Origin of the sequence: Acinetobacter sp. A2 (genome assembly GCF_048537555.1) — a bacterium.
GTDB lineage: Bacteria > Pseudomonadota > Gammaproteobacteria > Pseudomonadales > Moraxellaceae > Acinetobacter.
The window spans coordinates 1,413,130-1,428,968 of sequence record NZ_CP183239.1 but is presented as its reverse complement, the minus strand read 5'-3'; the positions used below and the strand labels follow the sequence as shown (position 1 = coordinate 1,428,968).

The 15,839-nt window shown below is 46.0% G+C and carries 13 protein-coding genes and 1 pseudogene; 11 read left to right on the top strand and 3 right to left on the bottom strand.

The genetic code is table 11. The features are described 5' to 3' along the window. Positions 1-97: 97 nt before the first annotated feature. The 4 genes from betI to ACNS8M_RS06690 all read left to right on the top strand — a co-directional run bounded on the left by betI (position 98) and on the right by ACNS8M_RS06690 (position 4,790). Entirely contained in the window at positions 98-682 is a 585-nt protein-coding gene (betI, locus tag ACNS8M_RS06705) for a transcriptional regulator BetI (protein ID WP_034597681.1), read from the top strand. 17 nt (positions 683-699) lie between these two features. After that, complete coding sequence (gene betB / locus ACNS8M_RS06700; protein WP_419225311.1) at positions 700-2,175, top strand: betaine-aldehyde dehydrogenase; 1,476 nt, start codon at positions 700-702, stop codon at positions 2,173-2,175. Between the two features lie 16 nt (positions 2,176-2,191). After that, positions 2,192-3,859 (top strand): choline dehydrogenase, encoded by a 1,668-nt coding sequence (gene betA, locus ACNS8M_RS06695; RefSeq protein ID WP_168418669.1) that lies wholly within the window; start codon positions 2,192-2,194, stop codon positions 3,857-3,859. A gap of 157 nt (positions 3,860-4,016) precedes the next feature. Beyond that, complete coding sequence (locus tag ACNS8M_RS06690) at positions 4,017-4,790, top strand: TorF family putative porin (protein WP_168418670.1); 774 nt, start codon at positions 4,017-4,019, stop codon at positions 4,788-4,790. 23 nt (positions 4,791-4,813) lie between these two features. Here the strand turns inward: ACNS8M_RS06690 and ACNS8M_RS06685 are convergent, their stop codons facing one another. Both ACNS8M_RS06685 and ACNS8M_RS06680 read right to left on the bottom strand, forming a co-directional pair. Then, complete coding sequence (locus tag ACNS8M_RS06685; RefSeq protein WP_168461531.1) at positions 4,814-6,205, bottom strand: ATP-binding protein; 1,392 nt, start codon at positions 6,203-6,205, stop codon at positions 4,814-4,816. Positions 6,206-6,207: 2 nt separating this feature from the next. After that, positions 6,208-6,879, bottom strand: a complete 672-nt coding sequence (locus ACNS8M_RS06680; RefSeq protein WP_016658141.1) for a response regulator transcription factor — start codon at positions 6,877-6,879, stop codon at positions 6,208-6,210. Positions 6,880-6,988: 109 nt separating this feature from the next. Between ACNS8M_RS06680 and dsbD the strand changes: the two are divergent. From dsbD to ACNS8M_RS06655, 5 genes and pseudogenes are all read left to right on the top strand, one after another. Continuing rightward, positions 6,989-8,970, top strand: a pseudogene (dsbD, locus tag ACNS8M_RS06675) (protein-disulfide reductase DsbD). Further along, positions 8,967-9,809, top strand: coding sequence for a prolipoprotein diacylglyceryl transferase family protein (locus tag ACNS8M_RS06670; protein ID WP_419225310.1), 843 nt, complete (start codon positions 8,967-8,969; stop codon positions 9,807-9,809). The pseudogene dsbD and the gene ACNS8M_RS06670 overlap by 4 nt, the downstream one beginning before the upstream one ends. Before the next feature lie 12 nt (positions 9,810-9,821). Continuing rightward, positions 9,822-10,562 carry a thiol:disulfide interchange protein DsbG gene (gene dsbG / locus ACNS8M_RS06665; protein ID WP_168418674.1) on the top strand — a complete coding sequence of 247 codons (741 nt, stop codon included), beginning with the start codon at positions 9,822-9,824 and terminating at the stop codon, positions 10,560-10,562. Between the two features lie 272 nt (positions 10,563-10,834). Further along, complete coding sequence (locus ACNS8M_RS06660; protein WP_168418675.1) at positions 10,835-11,758, top strand: Abi family protein; 924 nt, start codon at positions 10,835-10,837, stop codon at positions 11,756-11,758. Positions 11,759-11,761: 3 nt separating this feature from the next. Continuing rightward, positions 11,762-11,965 carry a hypothetical protein gene (locus ACNS8M_RS06655; RefSeq protein ID WP_127801575.1) on the top strand — a complete coding sequence of 68 codons (204 nt, stop codon included), beginning with the start codon at positions 11,762-11,764 and terminating at the stop codon, positions 11,963-11,965. A 153-nt stretch (positions 11,966-12,118) separates the two neighbouring features. Here the strand turns inward: ACNS8M_RS06655 and ACNS8M_RS06650 are convergent, their stop codons facing one another. Then, entirely contained in the window at positions 12,119-13,126 is a 1,008-nt protein-coding gene (locus ACNS8M_RS06650) for an OmpA family protein (protein WP_168418676.1), read from the bottom strand. Positions 13,127-13,787: 661 nt separating this feature from the next. Between ACNS8M_RS06650 and ACNS8M_RS06645 the strand changes: the two genes are divergently transcribed. Then, on the top strand, positions 13,788-14,774 hold the full coding sequence (locus ACNS8M_RS06645; protein WP_168418677.1) for a DUF1852 domain-containing protein: 987 nt from the start codon (positions 13,788-13,790) through the stop codon (positions 14,772-14,774). Between the two features lie 28 nt (positions 14,775-14,802). After that, on the top strand, positions 14,803-15,831 hold the full coding sequence (locus ACNS8M_RS06640; protein WP_168418678.1) for a methionine synthase: 1,029 nt from the start codon (positions 14,803-14,805) through the stop codon (positions 15,829-15,831). The last annotated feature ends 8 nt before the right edge of the window (positions 15,832-15,839 follow it).

Sequence of the window (15,839 nt, the reverse complement as noted above, 5' to 3'; positions counted from 1 at the left end):
CGGGACTATAATTTATTTTAATTGAACGTTCAATTAAAATAACGTTTTTATATGTTACCTTGCCTTGTGCATGATTTTTATTAGTCAGGTCGATCTTATGCCTAAAGTTGGTATGCAACCGATTCGTCGTCAACAGCTAATTGATGCCACCTTATCTGCCATTAATGAACTGGGTTTTGCTGAAGCATCTATCAGCCAGATTGCCCAGCGGGCAGGTGTGTCTACAGGCATCATCAGTCATTATTTTCAGGGCAAGCATGGCCTGATTGAAGCGACCATGCGTTATTTGCTGCAACAGCTGGGCGATGCCATTTCTGCCAGTTTAAACGCCGCAGAAAACACCCCGGAGCAGCGCCTGATTGCGATTGTGCGTGCCAATTTCTCGGCCGAACAGACCGATAAAGCCGCCATGAAAACCTGGCTGGCATTCTGGGCCAACAGTATGCATCAACCTGACTTGCACCGTTTGCAGCAGGTCAACCATTATCGCCTGCATTCCAATATCAAGCATGAGTTTGCCAAACAGCTGGACCGCGAGCAGGCTGAACGCGCCGCGCAGGGTCTGGCCGCACTGATTGACGGTTTCTGGTTACGCGGTTCCTTAATGACCACTGAACTGGATGCCGATTTACCTATTCAGATTTGTGCCGACTATATCCGTCAGCAACTCAATATTCACTAAATTGCGAGGAGAACCAATTGATGCAATTCAATACACAACGACCTTATATTCACGGTCAGTTTGTCGATGCTTCATCCTCTGAAACATTCCAAAGTATTAATCCGGCCAATGCTGAGGTGTTGGCCACCATTCAGGCATGTAACCAGGCCGATGTTGATCGGGCAGTACAGTCTGCCAAACAGGGACAAAAAGTCTGGGCAGCCATGACCACCATGCAGCGTTCACGCATTTTAAATCAGGCCGTAGCCATTTTACGGGCACGCAATGATGAGCTGGCAGAAATTGAAAGCCTGGACAGTGGCAAGCCTTTAAGTGAAACCCGGAGCGTCGATATTGTGACCGGGGCAGATGTGCTGGAATATTATGCCAGCATTTTACCAGCGCTCGAAGGCCAGCAAATTCCATTAAGAGAAAGTTCTTTTATTTATACCCGCCGTGAACCGCTGGGTGTGGTGGCCGGTATTGGCGCTTGGAATTATCCAATCCAGATTGCGTTATGGAAATCTGCACCGGCCTTGGCCGCAGGCAACGCCATGGTGTTTAAAGCCAGTGAAATTACCCCACTTACCGCGTTAAAACTGGCCGAAATTTATAGTGAAGCCGGAGTACCAGACGGCGTCTTTAATGTGGTGACCGGTGGTGGCGATGTGGGTAGCTACCTCACTGAGCATCCAGAGATTGCCAAAGTATCCTTTACCGGCGGTGTGAGTACCGGTAAAAAAGTAATGGCACAGGCGGCGGCGTCCAGCTTAAAAGAAGTCACCATGGAACTTGGTGGAAAATCACCGTTAATTATCTGTGAAGATGCCAATCTGGATCTGGCTGCCGATATCGCCATGATGGCCAATTTCTACAGCTCTGGACAGGTGTGTACCAATGGAACCCGGGTGTTTATTCCTGCTGCTTTAAAAACTGCTTTTGAAGAAAAGATTCTGCAGCGCATTCCTTATGTGCGGATGGGGCAGCCTTTAGACCCGAACACCAATTTTGGACCACTGTCCAGCTTTGCCCATATGGAAAAAGTATTGCATTACATGGAGCTGGGCAAGCAACAGGGCGCCCGTCTGTTAACAGGTGGACAGCGCGCAGCGGCAGCTGAGTTTGCGCACGGGGCTTTTGTTGAACCCACGGTATTTACCGACTGTCATGATGAAATGCGCATTGTCCAGGAAGAAATTTTTGGCCCGGTTATGAGCATCTTAAGCTATGACAGTGAAGATGAAGTAATCCGCAGAGCCAATGCCACCACCTATGGTCTGGCTGCTGGTGTGGTCAGTCCGGATTTAAGCCGTGCCCATCGCATTATTCATCAGATTGAAGCTGGGATTTGCTGGCTGAATACCTGGGGTGAATCTCCAGCAGAAATGCCGGTTGGTGGCTATAAACAGTCAGGCGTTGGCCGTGAAAATGGTCTGGTGACCTTACAGCACTATACCCAGACCAAATCGGTTCAGGTGGAACTGAGTCCTTTCCAATCTGTATTTTCAGCTTAAGGGAGGATCATGCTGCATGAATTATGACTATATTATTATTGGCGCAGGTTCTGCCGGGAATGTGCTGGCGGCTCGATTAACCGAAGATCCAGAAACGACGGTGTTGCTCCTGGAAGCAGGTGGGCCGGACTACCGGCTGGATTTTCGTACCCAGATGCCTGCCGCGCTGGCTTATCCCTTACAGGGCCGGCGTTATAACTGGGCCTATCTGACCGATCCGGAACCGTATATGAATAATCGCCGCATGGAATGTGGTCGCGGTAAAGGCTTGGGCGGGTCCTCCCTGATTAACGGCATGTGTTATATCCGCGGCAATGCGATGGATCTGGAACAATGGGCCAGTTTGAAAGGACTGGAACATTGGAGCTATGCCGACTGCCTGCCTTATTATAAAAAGGCCGAAACCCGTGATATTGGCGGCAATGACTATCATGGCGACAGTGGTCCGGTACAGGTCGCCACCCCGAAAGCCGGAAATAACGAGCTGTTTCATGCCATGGTCGATGCTGCGGTACAGGCTGGCTATCCACGTACCGATGATTTAAATGGCTATCAGCAGGAAGGATTTGGCCCGATGGACCGTACCGTAACCCCACAGGGACGCCGTTCCAGCACGGCGCGTGGTTATCTGGATATGGCCAGACAGCGCCCGAATTTAACCATTCGCACCCATGCCATGACCAATAAAATTCTATTTCATGGCAAGCAGGCGGTGGGAGTTGAATATTTTCAGGGACAAAGTACCGCGCAGCCACAGCAAGTCTTTGCTGAAAAAGAAGTGCTGCTCTGTGGGGGTGCCATTGCGTCCCCGCAAATTCTGCAGCGTTCCGGTGTCGGTAATGCCCAGCATCTAAAAAGCCTGGAGATTCCGGTGGTTCATGATTTACCGGGCGTGGGCGAAAACCTGCAAGATCATCTGGAAATGTATTTACAGTATCAGTGCAAAAAACCGGTCAGCTTATATCCCGCCTTAAAATGGTATAACCAGCCAAAAATTGGCGCAGAATGGCTGTTTTTAGGTCAGGGTGTGGGTGCCAGTAACCAGTTTGAAGCCGGTGGCTTTATCCGCACCTCCGATGAGTTTGCCTGGCCAAATATCCAGTATCACTTTTTACCGGTCGCCATTAACTACAATGGCAGTAATGCCATTCAGCAGCATGGTTTTCAGGCGCATGTTGGTTCTATGCGCTCTCCATCTCGTGGGCGGGTCAAACTGCGCTCCAAAGATCCGTTTCAGCATCCAAGTATCCTGTTCAATTATATGAGTACCGAACAGGACTGGCGCGAGTTTCGTGATGCCATCCGCATTACCCGGGACATCATGCATCAACCGGCTTTAGATGCCTATCGCGGCGAAGAAATCAGCCCGGGCAAACAGGTACAAAGTGATGCCGAGCTGGACGAATTTATCCGTAACCACGCTGAAACTGCGTTCCATCCATCTTGCAGCTGCAAAATGGGTGAAGATGATATGGCGGTGGTCGATGGCTACGGGCGGGTACATGGGCTGCAAAACCTGCGTGTGATTGATGCTTCGATCATGCCGCTGATTATTACCGGCAACCTGAATGCCACCACCATTATGATGGCCGAAAAACTGGCCGATCATATTCGCGCCAAACCGGCGCTGGCCAAATCTACGGCGCCATTTTACCGGGCCAATACGCCAGTCCGGTCAATCTAGCCGCAACAGAACGCTTTGATCTCTTAGATCATTTTGATGTGCATTTTTATACACATCCTTTTTTCTTAGTTAAAACCACATATCCAACCATCCGCACAGCTCACGGTCGGATGGTTGGCTGGGATTTTTACATTCAATCAGGTTAAATTTTAAAACAATGATTCCATTTACAAGAACGGTGGTCGCCGCCGGGTGTCTGTCATGTATCAGCATGTCCAGCTGGGCCAATGATGCATCCTCTTCCTCTATTGATGTGTCTGGTCAGCTGACTGCAGTATCCAAATATGTGTCACGCGGTCTGACCAATGCACCAGAAAATGAAGACTTGGCTTTGCAGGCCTCTTTAACCTTGGGTTATGGAAATTTTTATGCCGGTTATTGGGGCAGTACACTGGGTTATTCATACCGCGATTTACAGAAAGGTCGGCAATACAGCACCGATAAAATGGAACATGATTTTATTGTCGGGCATGTGTCAGATTTTAAAGGCCTGACTTGGGATCTGTGGAATGCGACCTATTATTATCCGGGTGGGGACAGCACCACCTCCAATGAACTGGGCCTGCGTGTCAGTAAAAACCTGAATGAGCAAGCTACACTAACCTTCGGCGTGTCGACCTATTTATATGATGTGGTGTATATGAATCAGGGCGATACCTATGTCAGCCTGAACTATGCCCATCAGCTCAGCGACAAATTAACTGGAAATCTGGCCGTTGCCGGTTCATATTTTAATGACTCCGGCAAATATGAAGGTCAGGAATTTTTAGATACCCAGACCGATACCGCTTTTCGTTTTGCCTCGGTCGGCCTGGATTATGCAGTTGCGCCGAATGTGAATGTCTTTTCCGACTTCATTCTGGGTGGCTATGACCGCAGTAAAATCAAACAGAAAAATCAGACGGTTTGGGGCTTAAGATATAGCTTCTAATCTAGTCCCCAAGCATCAACCCTTTAATTGAGCGTGGAAGAGGGTTGCTCCGGCCGAATGCGAATGCTTAAACCCTGAGGCGGGTTCAGGCTTAAATCCATCTGGTAGTGATGATGTTGGAGCAGCGCTTTCACCAAAGCCAGCCCTAAACCATGACCCTGTTGCTGGGCAGATTTACGCCAGAAGCGCCGGGTCATCTGGGTCAGTTCAGCGGCAGTCAGCCCCTGACCATCATCTTGTACCAGCAGTTGCTGATCATGCATGGCAATTGCAATCCGGCTTAAGCCTTGGGCATGTAACAGGGCATTTTCCAGCAGATTTTTCAGGATGGTCTGCAAGCTCAGCGGTGGTAGTTGCAGGGTCTGCAGATTTTCCCAATCGACCTGCAATACGCTATTTAAATGCGGATAAACCGGACTTAATTCTTCTATCACTTGTCTTAAAACCGGCGCGACTTCGGTGGTATCTGAATCTGGGGCAGCTTGCGCAGCGTCATGATCGGTCTGGCTCAGTAATAACAATTGTTCCAGCAACTGCTGATAGCGCCAGATACTGTTTTCGGCCTGTTTCAGGTTTTCAATCAGCTTGCTGGCCTGCGCCGGATTTTGCTCGACCATCATCCGGCTGAGTTGTACATGGGTTTTAATTGCAGTTAAAGGACTACGCAGTTCATGCGCGGCATAGGCGGTAAACAGTTTTTCATTTTCCAGACTATGGTGCAGGTTCTGAATCAGCTGATTGGAATTATCGACAAAAGGCTGGACTTCTTTGGGAATTTTACGCGCATCTAGATGTTGCAGATAATGCGCCGCATCTGACAGCGAATGCTGTTTATCTGCCAGTTGCTGGGCCATATCATCTAAAGGGCGGAATTCTTTACGCAGAATATGAATCACCAGCGCCATACAGATCAGTAGCGATAACACCAGCGGAATCAGCACCGATTGCAGAATCTGTTGCAATAAAGAGGCTCTAAGCACCAGCCGTTCTGCGGCCACCACCTGAATATCACCTTTACGCAGCACATAACTGCGCCATTCCACACCATTTTCCTGCCAGGTACTAAAGCCCGGTTGCTGTCCGGTTAGCTGCGCCGGCGCACCGCGGGTGCGAGCCACCACATACGGCCCCAAGGTAATATCCGAGCTAAACACCGACACCTCACAGGCAATCAGGTTTTGCGCATGATACTGTTCGGCCACCTGTTTTAAGGAATCGGGATTAATTTCCTGGAGCGGCAAATGCTGAATCAGCCGCGCCACCATTTGTGCAGAGGCAAACAGGCGCTGATCCAGCGTATCTTGCAGCCGCTGCTGCAAATCATAATACAGCCAGCAAAACACCAGACTCCACAGGCTAAGAAACACCACCATAAACATGCTGACCAGCCGCCATTTTAAACTGTAGTTCTGCATATTCAGCTCTCGGTTTCCGGTACTTTAAACATATAGCCCACACCACGAATGGTCTGAATCAGCTGCGGCTCTAGTTTCTGGCGTAAATGATAAATATGCACATTCAGCGCGTTGCTCTCGATACTGTCCTGATAGCCATACAGTTTATCGAGCAGCTGTTCATTTTTTAAAATCTGGTTGGGATGGCTCATCAGGGTTTCCAGCAGGCTGTATTCACGCCGTGACAGAGTCACCGGCTGCTGCTGGAACGTCACTTCCTGGGTATCGCGGTTTAACTGCAAATCGCCCAGTTGTAACAGATTGGAAGAAAAACCTCGATTACGCCGTGCCAGCGCATGAATACGGGCAATCAGCTCATCCAGTTCAAAGGGTTTGGTCAGGTAGTCATCGGCCCCCAGATTTAAGGCTTCTACACATTGCCGGGTTTGATGCCGGGCGGTTAAAACCAGTACCGGCAGATGAATTTCATCCTGGCGCCACTGCTGCAGCAGTTCCAGACCATCCTGATCGGGCAGGCCCAAATCCAGCAGGCACAAATCGACCGCACTTTGCCGGATAAAATAATCGGCAGCACGCGCAGTAGCCACATGCTCGACTGAAATATTTAAATAGTCCAGCGCTGAACAGATACTTTGGGCAATATAAGGATCATCTTCGACCAGAACCACAAACATAGTTACTCTCCACCTGAAATCCTATTTTATAAATAATGAGCTATGTTAATGTTCTCTTAATTTAATCTTTTTAATAATGAATCGGGTTTTCTACAGAAAAATGGACGTCATGATTACGCGTGTAAGTGCTTTGCTTGTGGTTCTTTGTGCATTCTGGCCAGTTTGGTCACAGGCGCAGGAGTTCTTGCCACCCGATCAAGCGTTTCAGTTTCAGGCGCGTTCTATTAGCGACGATCAGGCGGAACTGCGCTGGACCATCGCCGAAGATTATTATTTATATCATGATCAGCTACAGGTGCGTAGCGATGCTGGTGCGCTAAAATTACAGCTGCCGGTCCCGGAAGATAAGAACGATCCGACCTTTGGCCAGACCAAGGTGCATTATCATCAGGTCAAGACCACGATTACGGTCGCGCCAAACCAGCAATTTAAAATTCAGTGGCAGGGCTGTGCCGAAAGCGGTTTATGTTATCCGGTGCAACGCGCCACCATTCAGACCGATGCGCAAGGCTTGTTGCCCCAGTCAGATGCGCCTTCAAGCGAACGGCGTTTATTAAGTGCCGCCAAACCGGTCGCGCTGGATGCACCGGCTAAAATTGAAGCGGCACCAAGTAAACCTGAAAAAACAGTACTGACAACTACATCTGCTGCCGCCGAAGAAGCAGTCATTGAAAATGAGTCGATTGCCGCAGTAGAGAATACAGAGCCGACAAAACTCACTGATGCTGTCGCGGCTTCAGAAATTTCAGTCGTAGCGTCTAATCCGGTGCCGGCCAGTGAAATCGCAGGCGAGACACAAACGGCAGCCACCGCATCATTACAATCTGAATGGAACAACGACCAGTATTTTTTCAATTTACTCTCGGAACATCATTTATTTGTTAATCTACTGATTTTTTAGGTTTTGGTATTTTACTGGCCTTTTTACCTTGTTCTTTGCCACTGATTCCAATTCTGTCCGGTATTCTGGTACAGCGTCATCGCGGTTATCGTGCTGCGTTGATTGCGCTGGCTTTTGTGCTGGGTATGGCCGCAGTGTATGCGGTGATGGGACTGGCAGTTGCGCAACTGGGCTATAGTTTCCAGCGCTGGTTCCAAAGCCCGATCTTTATTGGCATTTTTGCGGTGCTATTTATCTTGTTTGCCTTGAACCTGTTTGGGGTGTATCAGCTGTCCTTACCACAAGGTTTATTACAACGACTGGACCGATGGCAGCAAAAACAGCAGGGCGGTACGCTGGTCGGTGCTGCGTTAATGGGGATGATTTCCGCGCTGATTGTAGGTCCGTGTATGAGCGCGCCTTTGGCTGGTGCTTTGCTGTTCGTATCGCAGTTGGATCAGCCGGTACTCGGCGCGACCTATCTGTTTGTACTGGGTCTGGGCCTCGGGATTCCTTTATTTATTGCCGCTGTATTTGGCGCCAAATATTTACCGAAACCGGGTATGTGGATGGACCGGTTGAAATTCAGTTTCGGCTTTTTAATGCTGGCGCTGGCGGTTTATTTCGCCCGCCCATTGCTGCCGACTGTGGCCTATTTCCTGTTGATGGGCATTATTTTCCTGGCACTGGCGATTTACTGCTTCGATTTAATCCGCAGACATCTGCAAGGCAAAATCTCGCGTGTTGGCGTTATTGTACTGGCGCTGGCCATGACCGCTATTAGTATTTGGCATATTCAACATGGCCTTCAGCAGATGGGTGCAGTCCATGCCCAACAAACACTCAGCTGGCAAAAGGTGCATACCCAGCAGGAACTGGTACAGCTGCTACAGCAAAACAGTGGACGCAGTATCGTGATTGATGTCTATGCCGACTGGTGTGTGGCCTGTCAACCGGTAGAAAATGAAGTCCTGCCCCGTACCGATGTACAGGCAGCCTTGCAGGATGTGGTACGGATTAAACTGGATTTAACCGAGTATCATCCATCTCAAGATGAATTACTGCGTGACTGGCAGATTCTTGGTCCACCGACCATGATTTTCCTGGACAGTCAGCAGCAGGAACAGCGTACTTTACGTTTAACTGGTACCTTTAGCGCGACCCAACTTATTCAGCGCTTACAGCAACTTCAGCAGGCAAAAACACCATGATGGTTTCTGCAACGGCGCTGCATATAGGCCCACTGATGTTGCCGTGGCAGATTGTGCTGCTGCTCACCGGATTAGTGCTGGTGTATGGGGCAGGGCGATATTTCAGACACAAACAGCAATGGCCTGAACCTAGCTGGTGCATCTTTAGTAACAGCTTGTGGACATCATTGTGGGTGGGATTAATTGCCGCACGACTGGTTTTTGTGCTGATGCATGCCGATCTTTATCTGGCGACACCACTGGATATAATCAAGATTCAGGACAAAGGCTTTCATTTTTATGGTGGATTGATTGCCGGCATTGGGTGGTTTCTATGGAAAAACCGGGCATTGGCCAATCTGCCTAAAGCGATATTGATCGCGCTATTTGTTGCGATCCAGCTTTGTCTGAATTGGGGTATTCAAACGGTCTTGCCACAGCAGAATCAGTATCCTGATCTGCAATTTCAAAATTTACAGCAGCAACAGGTGCCACTACAGCACTGGGTCAGCAAACCGACCGTCATTAACCTGTGGGCCAGCTGGTGTCCGCCGTGTCACCGGGAAATGCCGGTTTTACATCAGGCCCAGCAGGATTATCCGGACATTCATTTTGTAATGCTGAATCAGGGCGAAACGACTGACACCGTACAGGATTATTTGCGTCAGCATGGTTTTAATTTCCAGCATGTCCTGTTTGATCCTCAAGGTGACATGGCCACCCAGATGAATATGTATGGCTTGCCAAGCACCTTGTTCTTTAATGCACAAGGACAGCTCGTGCATCGGCATATGGGCGAACTGACCCAGCCGATGCTGCGTCGCTATATCAATGATCTTTCTGCTCCATCTTCAAAATAACAGGAAATTCTCATGAAAATGATCTATCCCGCTGCGTTGTTCCTGCTGCTGTTAAATACGACAGCATTTGCCCAGACTGATCTGAAAAAACAGATTGAGCAGGAAGGCTTTAAATTTATCAAACAGATTGAAGCGCCAGAAAAAATGACCGGATGGGCCGGGCATATGCAGCAAAGTCCGGCGACCGTGTTTATTTCCAATGACCAGAAATATTACATTATTGGCGATTTGCACAATGCCAAGGGTGAGAACCTGACCATCAAAGCGCTTGAAACCCATGTCAAAGACGCCGTGCTGGATGATGTCTGGAAAAGTCTGGAAAACTCCACCTGGATTCAGGACGGACAAAAAGATGCGCCGCGGATTGTATATGTATTTTCAGACCCGAATTGTCCGTATTGCCATACCTTCTGGCAAAAGGCACGTCCGTGGGTGAAGGCGGGGAAGGTACAGCTTAGACATATTCAGGTGGCAGTCATTCGTGATGAGAGTCGCGGGCAAGTGGCAACCATGCTGATGGCTAAAAATCCACAGCAGGTGTTTACCAGTTACAATGCTAACAAAGGGCAAAACAAGTTAAAAATTACCAAGAATATCCCTGCTGATATTGCTGCAAAAATAGATGCCAATCAGGAACTGATGGCTAAATATGGTTTCTTTGCCACTCCGTCGATGGTGTGGAAAAACCAGCAAGGCGAGTTTAAGTCCGCCCAAGGGATGATGGAGGATTTAAGAGAGATTTTTGAGAAGTAAAAGGTTCATGAACAATGGCAGATGTTGTTTAGGTTAGCGCTTGGGGCGTAAAAAATCTTCCCCTTGTGGAATGCTGTTCCTCACCTCTTTAATAAAGAGGGGTTAGGGGAGATTAGATATAAAAAAGACTGTCGCTAAGGGCAGTTTTTGATCATAACTTGCTAATAATGACAATTGTCGCTATTATGTACTTAATACAGCCGCCACGCTTAGTTCTTCTTTTGAAGTCCGCGCAACCTTGGCGGTTTTTTATGCCTCGATTTTAGTGAATTATGTTAAAACCTTATAATAAAAAGCCTTTATCATATGCTGAGCAAGTGCATCATCTACAGTCTAAAGGATTGAGTATTCATAATGTTGCTTGGGCTGAAGGAATATTGGCAAAATATGGTTATTATCGCTTAAGTGCATATTGGTATCCTTACCGAATAAGGTCAGGAAATAATGTCTTAGATCGATTCAAGCCGGGCACTTCGTTTGAAAAAATTGTGCAATTATATGAATTTGATACTGAATTACGATTACAAATATTCGGTGCTATCGAAATTATAGAAACGTTTTTACGAACGAAATTAACGTATTATCTCGGTCATCAATATGGTGCATTTGGTATCTACAATGCACAAAATTTTTATCCCAAATTTAACCATAGAAAATTTTTAGAAACATGCAACAAAGAAGTTGGACGCTCTAAAGATACGTTCATCCAGCATTTTCAACAAAATTATGATGGTTTTCCTCAAATCCCAATCTGGATGCTGACAGAAGTTTTAAGTTTTGGTTCATTGTCATTTTTATATAGTGGTTTAATAAATAATAAGGCTAACAATAAAGAAGATAAGAAAGCAATCGCACAGCATTTTTCTTTGCATCATGAAAAATTAGCTGAATGGTTGCATATATTGACCTATGTGAGAAATATTTGTGCCCATCATGGACGGTTATGGAATAAAGAATTAGCTATTAAATCTAAAGCCGACAAAGATCCAAATTGGCAATCACCGATTACACCGACGAATAAACGTATCTTCTATGTACTCTTAATCTTAAAAACCTTGCTAAGACCGACAGGATTTGATTCAGAGTGGTGCTATCAATTGAATAAACTCTTAAAACCTATTGTGAAAGATGAAAATTGGCGTGTTGCGATGGGTTTTCCTGGTAATTGGGAAGAACATCCTATTTGGAGCTTATGAAATATGGTAAAAAAAATACCAGAATTTTTAGAAGGTCGTAGCCCTGATCGTCAAAATCGCATTTTGGAAAATACAAAAATAATCTTAAAAGATTGTGTTATGGATGAGGTTTATTTATTACAACTAGCAGAAAAAGCGAAAAGTGAAGAAACTATCAGGATAACTTTAGCTGACTTAAGAGTTCGAGTTCACAAAAACCGCACTTAAAAGTTTGATAAGCTGAAACCGCGTATCGCTTAGTCTATCAAGTCATTGACGCCAAAATTGTGGTGCTTGTTTTAGACGTTGACTGCCGTGACACCATTTTTAAAAAGATGTAAAAAAGACCGCTATATTGCGGTCTTTTTAGTATTTAGACTTTTATAATTTCACCAACTCCACCCGACGGTTTTTCGCCTTACCATCTTCAGTCGCATTATCTGCAACAGGCTGAGTATCCCCAAAACCTTTGGCTGTCAGACGATTTGTATCAATGCCTGCTTTGGTTAGAGCAGTCACCACAGCTTGCGCACGTTGCTCAGACAATTTTAAATTATGCGCCGCATCGCCTGTATTATCAGTATGTCCGTAAATGCCAAGTTTTAAATCATCGTTATCTTTCAGTAAAGCAATAATCTGATCTATTTGTTCTTGTGAGTCTGGCAAAATATCGGCTTGATCTGTGGCAAAGTTAATTTGCACACTCACTTTACTGTCCTGATCCAGACTTTGTTTCAGTGCACCTGAAGTCAGTGCTTTGGCAGTGATATTTAAGGGCTGACTTTCCGCTACCATTAAACCCATATAGTGGCCAGATTGTGCCAAATGGAACCAAATATTTTTATCCGCTTGTCGAATCACATACGTTTGCGCAGGGTAATTATAAATATCAGCCAAACCTGAACCATGTTGCACCCGAATGGCATCAGGCAGACTGTTGGCAAGCTCTTTGGGGATTTGACTATTGGCAACTTCTACACCACCAAGCTGTTTAATTACCGCATCAAGATTACGCTGTATTTCTAAATAACTGCCTTCTTTATAATCTGATTTAGCGGTAATACCCGAACTAAACAGTTTTCCCTCAACCCAGTGAAAGTCATGTCCTGTCCAAAACGGCACACGTTCAAAATTTCGTTTTTCATCATTCTGATAGCGATAGCCCTCTGGTAATGCAATATAAGGAAACTCACCAAGCACTGCGGTCGAAATGGGGATGTTATTCAGGTCAAAATCAGAGCTGGCTTTGGCAGTTTCATTTGCATCTGATGTGATTTCAGAAGTACTGACTTCAGTTTCAGCCTGATCAGAAGTCGGTTTGGCACAGCCATACATAAGTGCCAGTACACAACTTAAACTTAGCCCCAAGATTATTTTTTGAAAAGTCATCGGATATTTCCTTATTTTACTGATCTTAATATTCTGCTTGTATTTTAAGCAGTATAGCTGAGCCGGTTTAAATTTTCATTTTTTATAGAGGCTGAGCGTCGCTAAGTCGTTTCTCAAGGAAATTGGGCTACAGGAGATCGTTGCATCCATTCGTTCAATATAAAAGGTAAATCACTGATCATTTACAAGCTTAACGCCTTGATTTTTCCTCATCTTCAACTGAGCCAAATTCATGTTGATGCTTTTATAGATATTTTTATATAAGCGCCGTTTGACCTAAACAGACCAGATCCAAATATTTAGGCGAGCCAATTTTTTATTCCATCAAGAAGCTCATTTTCTTCAACAAAATGTGAAGATACTTAGCTAAAATAAAAATTATAAATAATTGTTTTTATTATAATTTTAAAATTTGTTTTGATTTTAAATCTAGCATTGCTTTGACTTTTTCCTGCTAGAAAAAAAGGACTCGAGTGACAACTAATAGGGCAGTCTATTTTTCTGTTCTCTTTCCTTAAATAACGATATTAAAACCTCAACATGAATTTTATTCATTATTGACTTAGATTAAATCATTTTTATTCATCTTAGGGTTCACGTATAACTAAAACCAGAAAGACATTCAGATTTTTATTTTTAGATATTTAAAGCGGTGGAACAGATGAGTCAACAGTTTGCATGTTCAATTCAACGTATTCGTTTTGATGAAAACTATCAACCAGCGGACAGTACCCGTTTAACAACCAACTTTGCCAATCTGGCGCGTGGCGAAAGCCGTGAACAGAACCTGCGTAATACGCTGCGCATGATCAATAACCGTTTTAATGCCTTGGCACATTGGGATAATCCGAAGGGTGACCGTTATTCACTGGAAATTGATATTGTATCTGCAGATCTTGATGTCGAAGGCAATGGTAACGCCTTTCCAGCCATTGAAATGCTGAAATCGACGATTGTTGATCATCGTACCAATCAGCGTATTGAAGGCATGATCGGAAACAGTTTTTCATCGTATGTACGTGATTATGACTTTAGCGTGCTTTTATTGTCCCAAGGCCATAAAGCCGGGGAAATGCCTGACAACTTTGGTGATTTGCACGGCAAGCTGTATCAGTACGTGGTGAATTCCGAGGCGTTCCAGTCACAGTTTAATAAACAGCCGGTGATCTGCCTGAGCGTATCGACCACCAAAACCTATTATCGTACCGCCAATGTTCATCCGGTGCTGGGTGTTGAATATCAGCAAAATGAATACTCAAGAACAGATCATTATTTCGCAAAAATGGGTTTAACCGTTCGCTATTTTAAACCGGAAAATAGTGCTGCACCTTTGGCGTTCTATTTTAGCGGTGATTTATTGGCAGATTATACCGATCTTGAATTAATCAGCGCGATTAGCACCATGGAAAGCTTCCAGAAGATTTATCGTCCTGAAATTTACAATGCCAACTCGACTGCTGGTCAGGTCTATCAACCTAGTCTTGAGTACTCGGATTATTCCTTAACGCAAATTGTCTATGACCGTGTCGAGCGTAGCCAGCTGGCCGTAAAACAGGGCAAGTGGACAGAAGAACACTTTATCAAACCGTATCAGCACATTCTGGAACAGTGGGCTGCCAGCTACACCGTAGAAACCAACGCTGCTTAATTCAACGTATAGAGATAGAAGATTAAAGATGAGCATTTTACTCCCAACTTCAACCGCAGGCAGCTTACCGAAACCGTCTTGGCTGGCAGAACCGGAACAACTCTGGTCGCCGTGGAAACTTGAAGGCGATGCACTACGTGAAGCCAAACAGGATGCCTTGAGCCTGTCACTGCATGAACAGTTACTGGCCGGGATTGATATTGTCAGTGATGGTGAACAAACCCGTCAGCATTTTGTCACCACCTTTATTGAACATCTCGAAGGTGTGGATTTTGAAAAACGGGAAACGGTGCGTATCCGTAACCGTTATGATGCCAACGTACCTTCGGTGATCGGTGAAGTAACCCGGAAACAGCCAGTGTTTGTGAAAGATGCCAAGTTTTTACGCAGCCAGACCACTCAGCCAATTAAATGGGCTTTGCCGGGTCCAATGACCATGATTGATACCCTGTACGATGGTCATTACAAAAGCCGTGAAAAACTGGCCTGGGAATTTGCCAAAATCCTGAATCAGGAGGCAAGGGAACTCGAAGCGGCTGGGGTCGATATTATCCAGTTTGATGAACCTGCTTTTAACGTGTTCTTTGATGAAGTCAATGACTGGGGCGTGGCCACACTGGAACGCGCACTGGAAGGACTGAAATGCGAAACCGCCGTGCATATCTGTTATGGCTATGGCATTAAAGCCAATACCGACTGGAAAAAAACCTTAGGCTCTGAATGGCGACAATATGAAGCCGTATTCCCGAAATTGCAACAATCCAAAATTGATATTGTATCGCTGGAATGCCAGAACTCGCGCGTACCGATGGACCTGATTGAGCTGATCCGTGGCAAAAAAGTCATGGTTGGCGCTATTGATGTGGCCACCAACCAGATTGAAACCGCAGAAGAAGTGGCCAATACCTTGCGTAAGGCCTTGCAATTTGTCGATGCCGACAAGCTTTATCCATCGACCAACTGTGGTATGACGCCGTTATCACGTCAGGTGGCGCAAGGTAAACTGCGTGCTTTAAGCGCTGGCGCCGATATTGTGCGTCAAGAATTGAGTGCTTAACGCGCAGG